Source organism: Mitsuaria sp. 7, assembly GCF_001653795.1.
GTDB lineage: Bacteria > Pseudomonadota > Gammaproteobacteria > Burkholderiales > Burkholderiaceae_C > Roseateles.
In genome coordinates this window covers 2865432-2880689 of the sequence record NZ_CP011514.1, presented here as the reverse complement: position 1 = coordinate 2880689, position 15258 = coordinate 2865432, and the positions used below count along the sequence as shown (strand labels likewise).

12 protein-coding genes are annotated in these 15258 nt (G+C 65.7%); 8 read left to right on the top strand and 4 right to left on the bottom strand.

Annotation, left to right across the window (positions count from 1 at the left end):
* Nucleotides 1-43: 43 nt before the first annotated feature.
* Together ABE85_RS12680 and ABE85_RS12675 are read left to right on the top strand one after the other, a co-directional pair.
* The gene (locus ABE85_RS12680) at nucleotides 44-631 is read left to right on the top strand and encodes a PAS domain-containing protein (protein WP_067274823.1); all 588 of its coding nucleotides are present in this window, start codon (nucleotides 44-46) and stop codon (nucleotides 629-631) included.
* A 6-nt stretch (nucleotides 632-637) separates the two neighbouring features.
* Entirely contained in the window at nucleotides 638-1171 is a 534-nt protein-coding gene (locus ABE85_RS12675; protein WP_067274820.1) for a DUF3592 domain-containing protein, read from the top strand.
* Between the two features lie 57 nt (nucleotides 1172-1228).
* Here ABE85_RS12675 and ABE85_RS12670 read toward each other — a convergent pair whose 3' ends face one another.
* The gene (locus tag ABE85_RS12670) at nucleotides 1229-1795 is read right to left on the bottom strand and encodes a hypothetical protein (RefSeq protein ID WP_067274818.1); all 567 of its coding nucleotides are present in this window, start codon (nucleotides 1793-1795) and stop codon (nucleotides 1229-1231) included.
* Between the two features lie 227 nt (nucleotides 1796-2022).
* Between ABE85_RS12670 and ABE85_RS12665 the strand changes: the two genes are divergently transcribed.
* Complete coding sequence (locus tag ABE85_RS12665) at nucleotides 2023-2787, top strand: hypothetical protein (RefSeq protein WP_157522317.1); 765 nt, start codon at nucleotides 2023-2025, stop codon at nucleotides 2785-2787.
* Between the two features lie 25 nt (nucleotides 2788-2812).
* On the opposite strand, the gene garD is transcribed toward ABE85_RS12665, so the two are convergent.
* Nucleotides 2813-4381: a galactarate dehydratase gene (garD, locus tag ABE85_RS12660; protein WP_197507308.1), complete on the bottom strand. Its 1569-nt coding sequence runs from the start codon at nucleotides 4379-4381 to the stop codon at nucleotides 2813-2815.
* Nucleotides 4382-4468: 87 nt separating this feature from the next.
* The gene (locus tag ABE85_RS12655) at nucleotides 4469-5824 is read right to left on the bottom strand and encodes an MFS transporter (protein ID WP_067274812.1); all 1356 of its coding nucleotides are present in this window, start codon (nucleotides 5822-5824) and stop codon (nucleotides 4469-4471) included.
* A gap of 426 nt (nucleotides 5825-6250) precedes the next feature.
* On the opposite strand from ABE85_RS12655, the gene ABE85_RS12650 reads away from it, so the two are divergent.
* From ABE85_RS12650 to ABE85_RS12635, 5 genes are all read left to right on the top strand, one after another.
* Nucleotides 6251-8905 (top strand): RHS repeat domain-containing protein, encoded by a 2655-nt coding sequence (locus tag ABE85_RS12650; RefSeq protein ID WP_082938573.1) that lies wholly within the window; start codon nucleotides 6251-6253, stop codon nucleotides 8903-8905.
* Nucleotides 8902-11298, top strand: coding sequence for an RHS repeat domain-containing protein (locus ABE85_RS12645; RefSeq protein ID WP_157522314.1), 2397 nt, complete (start codon nucleotides 8902-8904; stop codon nucleotides 11296-11298). The genes ABE85_RS12650 and ABE85_RS12645 overlap by 4 nt, the downstream gene beginning before the upstream one ends.
* Nucleotides 11288-11749 carry a hypothetical protein gene (locus ABE85_RS27555; RefSeq protein ID WP_157522311.1) on the top strand — a complete coding sequence of 154 codons (462 nt, stop codon included), beginning with the start codon at nucleotides 11288-11290 and terminating at the stop codon, nucleotides 11747-11749. Before ABE85_RS12645 ends, ABE85_RS27555 begins: the two co-directional genes overlap by 11 nt.
* A gap of 195 nt (nucleotides 11750-11944) precedes the next feature.
* On the top strand, nucleotides 11945-12175 hold the full coding sequence (locus ABE85_RS12640; RefSeq protein ID WP_067274802.1) for a hypothetical protein: 231 nt from the start codon (nucleotides 11945-11947) through the stop codon (nucleotides 12173-12175).
* Nucleotides 12176-12179: 4 nt separating this feature from the next.
* Nucleotides 12180-13577, top strand: coding sequence for a DUF6895 family protein (locus ABE85_RS12635; protein WP_157522308.1), 1398 nt, complete (start codon nucleotides 12180-12182; stop codon nucleotides 13575-13577).
* 33 nt (nucleotides 13578-13610) lie between these two features.
* Here the strand turns inward: ABE85_RS12635 and ABE85_RS12630 are convergent, their stop codons facing one another.
* On the bottom strand, nucleotides 13611-15257 hold the full coding sequence (locus tag ABE85_RS12630; protein ID WP_067274796.1) for a DUF4832 domain-containing protein: 1647 nt from the start codon (nucleotides 15255-15257) through the stop codon (nucleotides 13611-13613).
* Nucleotide 15258 lies beyond the last annotated feature (1 nt).

The following is a 15258-nucleotide window of genomic DNA, read 5'->3' as shown; positions in this document are numbered from 1 at the left end:
CGCGCGTTGACCGCCTCCGGGGCGGCGCGCAAGATACCTCTTCATGGGGATCCGTCATGACGAAGTCAGGAGCTGGCGGACAGCGGTCGAGCAGGGCGCCTTCGGCGTCTGGGACTTGAATCCGCCGCTGGAGCTGGTGCATTACTCGCCGCGCTGGAAGGAGCATCTGGGCTTTCCGCATCCGGACCAGCCCGACAGCACCGCGTTCTGGCGCTGCCGCGTCCATCCCGCGGACCTCGACACGATGATGCTCACGCTGCGTGCGCACTTCGACGGCTTCACCGACACCTACGAGCAGCGTTTCCGCCTGCGCAGCAACGGCTCCGGCTACCGCAACGTGCTGTCGCGGGGGCGGGTCGTGCAGCGCGACCATCGCGGTGATGTGCAGCGGATGCTGGGCACGATGGTGGATCTGACGGTCCGGCCGGCGACGCCGTACCAGGATCGATTCATGGGGGGACATCATCCGATCGGCTCGCTGGGATGCACGCCGTTCCATGCGCTGCTCGGGTTGAGCCGCGCGGAGGTGCAGGCCGATGAATCGTTGCCGGACGATGACACGGGGAAACTGCTCGATCAGCTCGCGGAGATACTCGCGGCGTCGTTCAAGCAAGCGACGGCGGTGCCATGAAAGACGATGACGGAACTTGACAGGTATTCCTTGCCCAGAGGCACGCGGACCCCGCTGACCGGCGACTCGAAGTTGGAGGGCATTCGCGCGATATGCACCTTTCTGTGGGTAGGGGGGCTGCCCGCTTCGCTCCTGTGGTCGCCGGTGATGGTGATGGACGCCATGGAGCAGAACAAGCTCGCGCGCATCGGACTCGACACCCGGGGGACGGTCGAGTCGCACCGTCAGAGCCGCCGCGGCTCCTCGGATCGATTCGAAGCGATCATTCGCTATGACGCGAACGGGCGTACGAGGCTCATCCTGGTGTCTGGCATCGGTGCCACGGTCAAACGCCTGCCGGTGGGTTCCGCGGTCACCGTGAGGTATCTGCCCTACGACCCGTCGCGCGCCAAGGTGGAACTCGACGACGCCAGCAGCGGTGGGTGGCCGGGTTGGATCGGCGTGCTGACACTGTGGGGACTGACGCTTGTCGGAATGATCGGCGCGTATTTGACGAGAAGCAGAAAGCGGCTCGGCCGCCGCCTCGACAAGCCGCGATGACCCGCCATAAAAAAGGAGGAGCCAAAGCTCCTCCTTGAACACACGATCAGGACGGGATCAGAAGGGGAAGTCCGCCTTCTTGATCTTCACCCTCCGGCCATCGTCGTGATGCCACACGATGCCTTCGATCGGCTTGTCTCGCAGGTACGCCATCAGACCGGCAAAGGTCCGCGGCGCGTCCGCCAGCACATCCTCGCCGTGCGGTATGAGCACGTGCTCGGTGAGGTTCTCCGGATTCGCGCCGTGGCGGGTGCCGATGCGCGGTCCGCAGACCTCGTAGGTGCCGTCCGGAATGCCTTGCGGGTATCGCGCGGCAGCCGCCTGCACCGCCTCGTGGATGTAGCGTGAGTCCGGTCCCTCGGCGGCCACCCAGCCCGGCCAGTGGCCGCTCACCGGGTCCGGATCCGGCTGCGCCGGGATGAACCCCGCGGGCGGCGTGCGACCGGTCTTGGCGTCGTACCGCTTGAACACCGCTCCGTCCTTGACCATCACGGCCAGGCCGTCCCACTTGCGGGTGGCCAGGCCTTCACCGTCGAGCACCCACTGGGCGCCCGGCGTGACTTCGTCGCGGACCTTGCGGTTGCCTTCGTAATTGCGCTGGAACAGCGAAATGATCTTCTTCATGAAAACGCCTTAACTTGGTTGATGATTTTCGAGTCCCATCGCCTGCCATTAAGGTTGTCCGTTCCTGGAAAGCCGAGATGCACCCGGCCTTCCAACAGCGGAGCTGAAGTGTAGCCATGACAAGGAAGAGAGGACCCGGAGGTCCTCGCGGCCATGCCGGTGGCGGTCGACCCTCTCACCGGTGATATCGTTTCGCCGCCCCCGGCAGAGGGGTGAGGGAGCGAGAGATGGATACGACGACGGGCGGCCCCGCGATGGCCGCCAACGGCAACACGCCGGCAGACGACGGCGATCAAGCCTGGCGCGACATCCTTTTCAAGTCGGGGCGCGTGCTGTTCATCGTGGGTCTGCTCGACATCGCGGTGATGGTGGCCTGCATCGTGATGGGCACGGCCTACTCGTCATCGGTGAACGTCTTCGCCGTCGTGGCCGGCTGGTTCCTGATGAAGGGGAGCCTCAAGACGGCGGGCATCGTGCGGTGGATCGCCGTCCTGGGCTTGAGTGCCGTGCTCGCCGCGACGCTGGTGATGCCCTGTATCACGCCATGGGACCTCACGCGCGTGAAGATCAGGCTGACGCCTTGGTCGACGATGCTGAGTCAGGCGGCTTTCACTGTCGCGGGGCTGGTCCTGCTGGCCTGGGTCGGGTCGCGCCTGGGGCGGCCGGAAGTGCTGGCGGCTCGCGATTCGGCGGGATTGAAACGACGCGACATGCGTGTGCCTGCCGTCATCGGCGTGCTGTTCTGCGCGGTGCTGGCTGGCGGCGTCGCATCGGGCCTGAACGGTGAGTCGGCGCAGCATGCGGAGCAGGTGGCCCGTGAGCGCTTCGGTGACACCTATCGCTACCAGACCACCCGAGTCGCAATGAACCACGTCGGCGGGAAGTCGACGTATTGGGCGATGGTCACCGTCTACAACGACACCGAGATCCGCGATGTGCCGGTGCAGTGGACCGATCCCCCGTCCGATGCAGAGACGCCGACGAGCCGTTGAGCCGAGGGGCCGCTGAACCGGCCTCTCAAGTCACCGGCGCCGGATTGAACAGCACCAGCGCGTTGTGCAGCTTGTGGTGTTCCGCCCAGGTCTTGCGGCCCGAGGCCACGTCGAGCATCAGCCGGAACATCTCCCAGCCCATCTCCTGGATGGACTTCTCGCCATCGGCGATCTGCCCGGCGTTGATGTCCATCAGGTCGTGCCAGCGGCGCGCCAGATCGCTGCGCGTCGCGACCTTGATCACCGGGCATTCCGCGAGACCGTAAGGCGTGCCGCGGCCCGTCGTGAAGACGTGCAGGTTCATGCCCGCGGCCAACTGCAGCGTGCCGCAGATGAAGTCGCTGGCCGGCGTGGCCGCGTAGATCAGGCCGCGCTGCTCGCGCGCGAGCTTGTTGCCCGGCGACAGCACGCCCGAGATCGCCGAGCTGCCGCTCTTCACGATCGAGCCCATCGCCTTCTCGACGATGTTGGACAGCCCGCCCTTCTTGTTGCCCGGCGTCGTGTTGGCGCTGCGGTCGACGCTGCCGCGCTCGAGGTACGCGTCGTACCAGGCCATCTCGCGCACCATCGCCTCGGCCACTTCGGGCGAGCTCGCGCGCGAGGTCAGCTGCGCGATGCCGTCGCGGACCTCGGTGTTCTCGCTGAACATCACCGTCGCGCCCGCGCGCACCAGCAGGTCGGCGCAGAAGCCCACCGTCGGATTCGCGGTCACGCCCGAGAACGCGTCGCTGCCGCCGCATTGCACGCCGACCACCAGCTCCGACGCCGGCACCGTCACGCGGCGGCGCCTGTTGAGGCGCTCCAGGTGGAAGGCCGCCTGCGTCATCACCGAATCGATCATCGACATGAAGCCGACGTGCTTCGCGTCCTGCAGGCAGACAACGTCGAGCGCTTCCGGCGCGACAGACTCCCCACGCTGATCCGCGATCGGGATCACGCCCGGCGGCATCAGCCGCTCGGGCTGCAGCTTCTCGCAGCCCAGGCTGACGACCATCACCTCGCCGCCGAAATTCGGGTTGAGGCTGATGTTGCGCACCGTGCGGATGGGAATCACCGCGTCCGGCGCATCGATCGCGACGCCGCAGCCGTAGGTGTGCTCCAGCCCGACGACGTCGTCGACGTTGGGGAAGCTCGGCAGCAGCTCGCGCTTGATGCGCTCCACCGCGAACTCGACCACCCCCGACACGCATTGCACCGTCTGCGTGATCGCCAGGATGTTGCGCGTGCCCACCGAGCCGTCCGCGTTGCGGTAGCCCTCGAAGGTGTAGCCCTCGAGCGGCTCTTGAGCGGGCGCCTTCACCGTGGCCATCGGCAGGCCTTCGAGCTCGCGCGCGGGCGGCATGCGCAGCAGGCGCTCGTGCACCCAGCTGCCGGCCGGGATGTCCTGCAGCGCGTAGCCGATCGGCACGTTGTAGCGCAGCACCGCCGTGTCGGCGGGCAGGTCGACCAGCGCGACCTTGTGGCCCTGCGGCACGGCGTTGCGCAGCACCAGCCCGGAGGACAGCACCGTGCCCTCGGGCAGTCCGCCGTCGTTGGCGACGATGGCGACGTTGTCGGCCTCGTGGATCTGGATGGTCAGCGGGGAGGTGATCATGGCGAGTTCCTGGGTCGGGTCAACCTGGGGGAATCGAAATTCGGAAATCGGAACGTGGGGCTGCGCGTCGACGACGGGTCGGGCCGCTCAGACCGGCTTCAACTCGACGCGCTTGATCTCGCCGACGATGAGCAGGTAGCTCGCCACCGCGATCAGTGCATGCGCGCCGACGAACACCAGCGCGCCGTTGAAGGACTTCGTCGTCTGCACGATGTAGCCGATCACGATCGGCGTCACGATGCCGGCGACGTTGCCGAAGGTGTTGAAGAGCGCGCCTGACAGGCCGGCGATCTCCTTGGGCGAGGTGTCCGACACCACGGCCCATCCCAGCGCGCCCAGGCCCTTGCCGAAGAAAGCCAGCGCCATGATGCCGACGACGACGGCCTCGATGCCCACGTAGTTGCAGGCGATCATCGACGTCGACAGCAGCATGCCGACCACGATCGGCACCTTGCGCGCGAAGGTCAGCGAGTGCCCGCGGCGCAGCAGCCAGTCCGAGATCACGCCGCCCAGCACACCGCCGGCGAAGCCGCAGATCGCGGGCAGCGCCGCGACGATGCCGGCGTTGAGCAGCGACATGCCGCGTTCCTTGACCAGATAGATCGGGAACCAGGTCAGGAAGAAATAGGTCAGCACGTTCACGCAGTACTGCGCGATGTAGACGCCCATCAGCATGCGGTTGCCCAGCAGCTGCTTCAGGTAGCCGAGCTTGGGGCCTGACGCGGCCTTGGCCTTGCCGTCGCCCGACAGCAGCGCGCCGCCGGACTCGATGTGCTCGCGCTCCGCGGCCGTGATGGTCGGGTGGTCGGCCGGGCTGTTGTGCATGGTGCGCATCCACACGACGCTCATCACGATGCCCAGCGCGCCCATGAAGTAGAAGACCTCGGACCAGCCGATCGCGTGCACGATCCACGCCATGATGGGCGCGAACAGCACGGTGGCGAAGTACTGCGCGGAGTTGAAGATCGCCGACGCGGTGCCGCGTTCCTTCACCGGGAACCAGGCGGCGACCATGCGGCCGTTGGCGGGGAAGGAGGGCGACTCCGCCAGGCCGACCATGAGGCGCATCAGGAACAGCGCCGACACCGCCAGCGGCAGGCCGAAGAGCATCGAGTCCATGCCCATGTGATGCACGCTGCCCTGGAGCATGGTGAACAGCGACCAGAGCAGGATGCTCCACGCGTAGACCTGCTTGGCGCCGAACTTGTCGAGCAGCCAGCCGCCGGGCAGTTGGCCCAGCACGTAGGACCAGCTGAAGGCCGAGAAGATGAAGCCCATCTGGACGGCGTCGATGCCCAGTTCCTTGGACAGGACGGGGCCGGCGACGCCGACGGTGGCGCGGTCCGCGTAGTTCAGGACGGTCACGGCGAAGATCATCGCCAGCACGCCGAAGCGCGCGCGGCCGATGCCGCTCGTGGCCGAGGAGGAGAGGGATAACTGCATGTTGTCTCCGGATCGTGTCGAGGGCCGGTCTGCGCCGGCTGGCCTGTCGGGGTCGTGTGGGATGTCTGGACGCCGACGGCCCTCACCGTCTGCAGCCCTCCAGGCACTCGGATTGGTACCGGTACCATTTTCACCGGATGGTAACGAGCGGGGCAGGTCGGTTCAAGCGTGATGTCGCGATTCCGAGGGTAATCACCTAACCATGGATCGCGCGTCGGCAGGGCGGTCGGCGGGCGGTCTGCGTTCGTATCCGTCGGTCACATCGCTGGCTTCTGGAGAGGGGACTGTAGAGAATCGCGCGCTGTCAATCAGGGAGAGAGAACTGACCGGCGACCGGGCGCACAGACGCCCGACGGGCAGGGCGACGCAGCGCGGACCGCGGGGGTGCGCGCGGCTTCCTGATGGCTTTCAGGGAGCGCTCGCGCCATGTCAGGTTCTCATCGTTCGATCGCGTCGCCGTGGCGGCGGATCTGGTCCGCCTTAGTCGCTGTGATGTTGCTGTGGCTGGGGTTGTCGGGGCCGGCGGCGGCTTACGACAAATGGATCACCAAGGACTTTTGGGATGACGCCGGCGCGTGGCTGACGCCGTCTCGCTGCGACAGCGGCTACATGCCGACGAAGAACTTCTTCCAGGAGACGTCCGGGGGAAATCGCAGCTATTCGTTCCCCGAGACGGCGCAGGCGAATTTGCTGGGCTACGCCGGCTCGTATTGCGTGGGTCGAGGCAACGGCGTCGGTGCCTGCCAGGAGCTCAAGGACTGGCGCAGCACGGGGGCCTGCCGGGTCAGCGGGGGCGGGACGAGCTCAGGCAGCGTCTCGTGTCCGATCGACGTGACGCTGAGCACCTACAAGATCGAGGGGGCGGGGTGCGGTGCGCTGGAGAAGGAGCAGCCTTGGGGTGAGAACCGTGCGATCACGGCCACCAAACGCTGTCAGGCGGCCGATTCCTATGGGCTTTTCGACGCGGACACCCGCCAGTGCTATTGCGGCCAGGGTCGGCTCTTCGCCCCAGAGCAAGGGCGATGCGTCGAGACCAAGGACGTGCTGTCGATCCCGAAGTGCGACACCTGCGTCGGTAATCCGATCTACCCGGCGATCGGCGCGAAGGTGCAGCAGTTCCCGCTCGGCTGGCAGCCCTGGTATGGCATGCGTGCCACCTTCAACTCGATCCGCAGGATTCCTTACGACCCCGACCTGGCCCCTTCGATGGCGGCGGCAGACCCCACGACCTTGGGCGGCGCCTGGACGACCAACCTCGACAAGCGGGTGACGCGCAGCAATCCGGACGTCATGTTCGAGCGGATGACGGCCTCGCGGGGCGACGGCTTCTCCGCGGTCTTCAAATGGAACGTGTCCATCTTTTCGTCGATGCAGCCGCAGTCCAACGATGCGATCTGGGCTAAACCCTTTGGGGGCTGGTTCTATCGCGACACCGTGGCGGGCGTGCTGGAGGTCTACGACTTCGACGGGGTTCTGCAATCGCAGACGCAGATCGGCGGAAAGACGATGTCCATCCTGCGCAGCGACAGCAACACGGCGCCGGCGATTGCGCCACAACCGGGTCTGCCGATCGAGTTGACCGATCAGGACGGGCGTGTCGTGAAGCTGAGGTATCTGCGACCGGATGCCAACGGCGCCCCGGTGCTGTCGCAGGTCATCGATCCGGCCGGTGGCGTCACGGAGTTGCGTTACCCCGCTGTCAGTCCGCGGCCCGCCGAAATCGTCAACAGCGATACCACATCGACGCAACTGCTCTACGAGGACCCGGTCTCCCCCTGGGCGCTGACGGGCTACCGGAACGAGAACGCCGTGCGCGCGGGCACTTATGGCTACGACGCAATGGGCCGGGCCATCTCCACGGCGCGCGCGGGCGGACTCGACGCTTATACGGTCACGTGGACGCAGCCGGCGAAGTGGTCCTGGACCGAGGTCTACGACCCTGCCACCGGCAAGATCCTCAGGCTGCATCAGCTGTTGCCGGCGGTGGGCGCGGTGGTGACATATCCGAACGGACGCACTGAAGTCATCAACGCGACCTCGACGCTGGATGCGGTGCAATGGTCGAGCAAGACCCAGCAGTCGGGCGCCGGATCACCCGTCGCGACCACCACTCGGCAATTCGACAGCCGCAGCAACGTCACGCGGCTGGACGACTACAACGGCAATCGCAGCTGCATGAATTACGAGGCTGCGCGCAGTCTGGAGTCGACGCGGGTCGAAGGCCTGAACACGTCGGTCGATTGCACGACGGTGTCGTCCGGCGCGCTGCCTGCCGGCTCGCGCAAGGTGAGCACGCAGTGGCATCCGGTCTGGCGTCTTGCAACGAAGACCGCTGAACCGGCGCGTCTCACGACGCTGGTCTACAACGGCCAGCCCGATCCGTTCAACGGCAATGCGGTGGCGAATTGCGAAGCCTCCGGCATGACGCTGCCCGATGGCAGCCGGCTGGTGCTGCTGTGCAAGCGCGTCGAGCAGGCGACGACGGACTCGACCGGTGAGCAGGGCTTCAACGCGACGCTGCAGGCCGGTGTGGCCACGCGCACGTGGAGCTGGACCTACACGCCGACGGGTCAGGTGTTGACAGAGAAAGGCCCGCTCGGCACGACGACAGTCACCAACGAGTACTACGCGACGACGACTGCGGACTACACGAAGAACGATCTGAAGTCGACGACCAACGCGGTCGGGCACAAGACGAGCTTCCTTCGCTACAACGCGTATGGGCAGCCGCTCGAGGTCGTGGATGCGAATGCGGCCAGCACGATCTACACCTACGACGCGCGTCAGCGCGTGAAGACGACGACGACGGCCGGCTCGACCACGACGTTCGACTACTGGCCGACCGGGGAACTCAAGCGCACCTCGCAAGCCGACGGCAGCACCGTGAACTACGAGTACGACGACGCGCGGCGGCTGACCGCGGTGGCGGATTCGCGCGGCAACCGGGTCGAGTACACGCTCGACGCGGAAGGAAAACGGACCAGGGAAGACGCGAAGGATCCGCAGGGAGCGCTCAAGCGGACGATGAGCCGCGCGTTCGACGCGCTGGGGCGCGCGCAACAGACAACGGGGAGGGAGTGAGCCATGACTGGAATCAACAAGCGCGCGAAACGCTGGAACTCGATCGCGTCCGCGGTGGCCGTGTTCATCGGCGTGATCGGCACCGTGGGGCGATTGCTCATGCGGCGACGCTGCCGCCTCCACCGGTGTCACCGGCACCAGTCACCGACTACGAGCACGACGCCAAAGGCAATCCGACCAAGGTCATCAAGGCAAAGGGCGTGAGCGGCTTCGGCTTCACGACCACGAACGCGTACGACCCTCTGGACCGGGTCAAGACCAACACGGACGCCCGCAATGGCGTGATCCAGCTCGGCTACGACGGCATCGATCAACTGAAGCAGGTGATTGATCCCCGCAATCTGGTGACGAGCTATCAGCGCAATGGGTTGGGCGACCTCATTCAACGGGTGAGTCCGGACACGGGTGTCGCCGCCAACACCTACGACGGCATCGGCAATCAGCTCACGCGCCTGGACAGTCGGGGCGTGCTGACCACCCATGCCTACGACGCGCTCAACCGGATGACTTCGGCGATCTACACGCAAAGTGGTCAGACGACGCAGAACTACGCTTGGACTTATGACCAGGCAGGCGGGGAGTTCACCAACGGCATCGGTCGGCTCACGACGGCCACGAACCCCTCAGGAAACACGAAGTACGGGTACGACGCGTTAGGACGACTGACGACGGCCATCCAGACGGTGGGTACTGCGGTCCTCACCACGCGCTACGGATACGACCTTGCAGGTCACGTCACGCGCATCACGTATCCATCGGGCCGCGTGCTGACCATCCAGTACAACGCCGGCCTGCCGGTCAGCATGAGCCTGGCCAAGGACGCCTCGAGCGCCGCGCAGCTGTTGATCAGCGATATCCAGTTCGAGCCCGTCGGTGGCGTCCGCAGCTGGCAGATGCAGATGAACAGCGGGACGAAACTGCAGGAGCGGGTGTACGACATCTACGGCCGTGTGGTCCGTTATCCGCTGGGCGCAATCGTCCGCGACATCACCTATGACGCAGCCGATCGCATCGTCAGCTACACGCACCTCGATGCGATCACGGGCGAAACCACCGCAGCCGCGCAGGCGATGAACCAGAGCTTCGGCTATGACGAGGTGGGTCGCCTGACCAGCATCGTCACGCCGGCCAATACCTGGACCATCGGCTACGACGCCAATGGCAACCGCACCAGCGTCAAGCTCAATGCCACGACGCGGGCCTATACAACGGCAAGCACCAGCAATCGGCTCACGACCGTCGCCAATCCCACGCGCAATTTCGGTTACGACGCAGCAGGCAACACGCTGAGCGACACCGGTCTCGCGTACACGACGACGATTCGACTGGATAACCGGCTGGGCACGCTCACCAAGAACAGCCTGACGACGACCTACCAGTACGACGCTGGCGGTCAGCGAGTGCACAAGGAACACAGCGCAGGGCTGCGAGACTTCGCCTACGACAAACAAGGGCGCCTGCTTGGCGAGTACAACGCGTCCGGTGTCGTGCAGGAGTTCGTATGGTTGGGCGACATGCCGGTGGCAGTGATCGTGGGATCAGTCGCATCGCCGTTGCCTCTGCTCGCCTACGCCGATCACCTGAACGCGCCGCGCGTGCTCATCGACAAGACCGAGGCTGTGCGCTGGCGCTGGATCAGCGAGCCCTTCGGCACGACGCAGCCGGAGCAGGCGCCGACGGGGCTCTCGCCGATCACGTTCAACCTGCGGTTGCCGGGTCAGTATTTCGACAGCGAGTCCGGGCTGAACTACAACTACTTCCGGGACTATGACGGGACGACGGGGCGATACGCGCAAAGTGACCCCGTTGGCCTGGGGGCGGGTGTCAACACTTACGCCTACGTCGAAGGAAATCCGGTTTCCGCAACCGATGCCCTTGGGCTCTGGGCAAAGGCTGCTCACGACTACATTTTTCAAACAGCTCTAGGACCATGCGGGGCAAGTGCGGCGGATATATCCGCCATGCAACACGAGAGCGATGTCTTCGATCGTAGGACTGGATTGGGTATCTCTGGTGCCAATCTCCATTCGATGACGAAGCCGTTTCAAAGTATCGACAACGCTTTGGCCGGCCGCGATAGATTCATTGATTCGCAGGTGACTGTTGCTCAGTTTGCCTATTCAAATGGTGACGACGCCTATGCCATTTTCTTTGCTCGCGCCGCGCACACCTCCCAGGATTCAACGAGCCCCGAACACATGAGTGATCAGGGGAAGCCCTATGTGTGGCCAACGCCTTGGAATGCGCCATTCCATGGTGATTCTCCATTGCATGGTGAAACACTTTCTGATCTGCTCAATCCCAAGAATGCAGCGCGACTCGCGGACGCGGTGGCGCAAACTCGGGCGCGGTGGACGCGCATGACAGGAAAGGACTGCACTTGTGCTCAGTAACAGCGGTAATGCGTCTGTTTCTCGCCGCCCATCGGCATTTTTAGACGCAGCTTTTCGTTTTGGCACGATTGGACTGCTCGGCCTTGCAATCGTGGCCTGTGCCGGCGTATCTCGTGCGGCTGAGTTCAGCGTGATACCGATGGGCGATCGGTTGCAGTTGAATATTTATATGCCAAAAACTGTGTTGCATGGAAATATTCATGGCGGAAACTCTGACAGATATAGTTTTCTGATTCCCAAGGGTGGATTGATGGTTCGGGCTGAGGATATTCTGCAGTTTTCAGTTAATGAACATGTTGTTCCCCCGGGGGGAGTGACGGGTGGCTATATCGAAATTGAGTTCGATGTCAATGAATGCCGTTTGAGGGTCGACTTGCTCGGTGCAGATGCGAAGCCATTGATCTTCAATGGCCTTCATAAGGTGAAATATTGCGGTCAGCAATATCTATAGGCGTGCCATTCCCCTTCAGGGACGGGGAGGCCTCCAAAAGGGGGGTCTCCCCTTAAAGAGGGATCCTTCCCCTTGAAGTAGGAACCGATCGACCTAGGGGTAGTTCATCGCGGGAGCGACATCTACAACCGGTAGGCGATCGCGGGGTAGGCAGTCCGCTTCATCTCCGACGCGAATCCCTCAAAGGAGTCAGCCATGAGATCCGAAGCCAGAACCGCGTTCCAGCAGCAAGTCATCGAAGCGCTCGTCGAGAGCAAGGCCATCAACATCGACGCGGTCGGCGCGACCTTCGCCAAGTTCGGCGAGCGCGCCCTGCTGCAGGGCGAGCCGCTGGTGACCATCATCAACCGCCACGCCATCTGGAACTGCGGCTGGCCAGGCCCGGAGCTGGACATCCTGCGCAACGCCGCCCAGCTGCGCGAGTGACGTCGTGAACGCGGTGGTCCCGATGCCGGCAGTCCGGCCGATGGTGGGCAGGCGGTCGGTCGCGGCCCGGCGTCGGGACGACCTGCTGGGCCGTGTGCACCTCGCGGTGCGCCTGACCCGGCGGAGCTTGAAGGCGGCCGTGGCCGCGGAGGAGGAGTCCGCAGAGGAGAGATCCGCGACGAACGGTCCGGATCGACCGGCCGCGCTCGTGCTGGGCAAGGTCGTGGGCGAGGCCGCCATGCTGCTGCGCACGACCGCCCCCTTGCGAGGGGAGGACGAGACGCTCGATGTCGAGGCGCGTCTGCTCGCGGTGCAGCTCGTGGCGCAGGCGCGGGGGCCGAGGGTGCGGGAGCGCCTCTGCAACGACGCGGGTTGCGCGCTGGAGCATGCGTCGGCGCATCTGTTCCTCGGCGATGCGGGGTATCCGGACGGGGCGTTCGATCGACTGCTCCGCGAGTTCCTCGATGGCAACGAGGCCTGCGGGCCCGAGCGGCTGCCGAATCATCAGCTCGAATGCGCCTGGCTCGACCAGATCCGGCGCGGTCGTGTCGACGTCGAACCCATCGACGAGGAACTGCTGATGAGCACCTGCATCGCCTGGCCGCTCGACGTGCTGGGGTGCTCGACGCTGGACCTCTACCTGTTCACGCACGTGGTGATGTACGCCTCGGACATGGGGCGTCGACCGGTGCACCTGCCGCGTCCGGTGGCGGAGATCCTGGCCGAAGCGGAGGCGGGATTGGCCGCGGCGCTCGACGCGGACAACTTCGACCTCGCGGCGGAACTGCTGTGGACCTGGCCGATGTTGAGACAGCCTTGGAGTCCTGTGGCGGCCTTCGCCTTCGACGTGCTGGCGAGGGTGCAGGACGAGCAGGCGTTCCTGCCGGGTCCGGACTACGCGCAGTGGGCGGAACAGGTCGGGCATGGCCTCGCACATGAGGACGTGGTGATGCGCACCTCGTATCACGCGACGCTCGTGATGGGCATGTTGTGCGCTGTGGCGCTGCAGTCGGGCATGGCGTTGCCCTCGGCGCTGCCGTTGGCGGCGCGGCCCCATTCCATGGGGCATGGCGCCGGTGTCGACCTGCTCGACCGCTTGCCGCCCCGGGCGCTCGTGCCGCGCTGGCAGCGGGACCTCCTGGTGCTAGAGGCACGCGAGCGCGCGGCGTTGTCGTCCTTGTGCTTCAGCGTCTGGTTCCGCAGGGCGGCGGCGGCCAACGACATCGCGCGACTGCGCGACGCCCTGGCCGCCACGCTCGAACACGACGACAGCGACGGGCCGTCGGCGCATCAGGCGTTGCGACGTCTTCAGCGCATCACGGCCATCGGTCGTCTGCAGGCGGAGACGATGGCTTCGCGCTGCATGGCTCCCTCTCCCGCTTGCGGGAGAGGGCAGGGGTGAGGGCCAGCGGACTCGGCAGTCAACAGGATCCCGTCACTTCACATCGACCACGGTGCCGAGCGAGAACGCACCCAGCGTCGCATCCCATCGCTGACCCGACGCGGCGTTGTCCGCATTGGCCCAACGGACGGAGAAGCGTGCGTCGCCGGCCAGACTGGCCTCGCCGTCGGGCAAGGCCACGCTGACCTGATACTGGCCGATCGGCAGATCGGAGGGCACGGACGCGGTGAGCGTCGCGGCTTGATCGGTGCTGCCGGGCAGCCAGGTGCGCGGGTCTGCGCCGGAGGCCGCGATACGGCGCACCTCGCCGGTCGTGGCGTTCTTGAGCACGAGCTGCACGCCGCGAGGATTGAACACCCGCGCCCAGCCGTCGTTGCGCAGGTCCAGTCGCACGGTCAAGGCCTGACCCCGAGCGATCGACGTCGCGTGAGACGCCTTCACCAGCGCCAGTCGATAGCCCATCTTCCGGCGCACTTCGGCCATGCAGCCGCCTTGCACCCACTTGTCGTGGAAGGCGGTGCGGTAGTACTCGTCGTTGAGGTAGGTCAGGTTGTAGCGGGCGCCCTCGGCGAGGATGTCCGCGCATTGCGAGCGCGGCACGGCGCCGGCTTCGTCGGCGGGATTGCAGGTCTCGCCGCCGAACGGCGCGAGATCGCCGAGCCGGTCGACGTAGTCGCGCTGCTTCGTCGCGGTGGTCGTGTTGTCGTCATAGGTACCGACGTCGGTCTTGCTGGCGAGGAAGCAGTCGTTGTGCACCCCGACGCGCAGCCCGCCGGCAAGCACGGCGCTCAAGGCCGGCAGCGTCGGCGTCCCGTCCATCACGTAGGGCGGATAACGCAGCTGGATGAACCGGCTCGTCGGCAGCGCGGCGAGCAGGGCGTCGCGGATCTGGTTGCGGCTGGCCGTGGCGGTCAGGTTGTTGGAGGAGGTGTGCCACTCGCCCCACGCGCCGATGAAGCCCGCCTGCATGAAGGCGATGACATCGGCGTTGCGCTGCAGGACCGGCTTGAACTGCGTGATGTGGGCGAGCACGCGGGACAGCGGCGCGTCCTTGGCGTTCTGGTAGTCGACTTCCGATTCCGGATAGTTGTAGACGACGCGGATCACGAGCTTCACGCCGGCGGCGCGCGCGTGACCGAACGCCGTCTCCACTTGCGCGAGCAGCGTAGGGGTCAGGTCTGAACCGCGGTAGGCCGACAGATCCAGTTTCGAGAAGAGCAGGCGATAGCCGGCCTTGTACGCGTCGTCGGCATCCGCGCGCGTGAAGGTGTCGAGGTTGGCCCAGGTCCAGCGGTAGAAGCCGCGCTCGGGGTTGGGGAGTTCGACATCGGTCGCGGTGAAGGTGGCGACCGTCTGGGGCTCGTCAGTCCCGGAGGGCGGGACCGGCGCGGGCGTGGGCGTCGGCGTTGTCGTCGGCGTCTCCGGATTCTGCGGCGTGGTCGGTGTCGTCGGTGTCGTGGGCGTCGTCGGAGTTGTGGTGGGAGTTTCCGGCGTCGTCGGCGTCGTCGGCGTGGTGGGCGAACTCGCGCCGGTTGGTGGCGGAGTGGTTGCCACCGGCGGCGGCGACGCTTCGCTCGATCCCGATCCGCCCCCGCAGGCCGTGAGGACCGCCAGCGAGAACATCGCGGCGATCGGGCGCATGCCCATGAACGGACGGCGGAGGAGGCGTTGCTTCTGCATG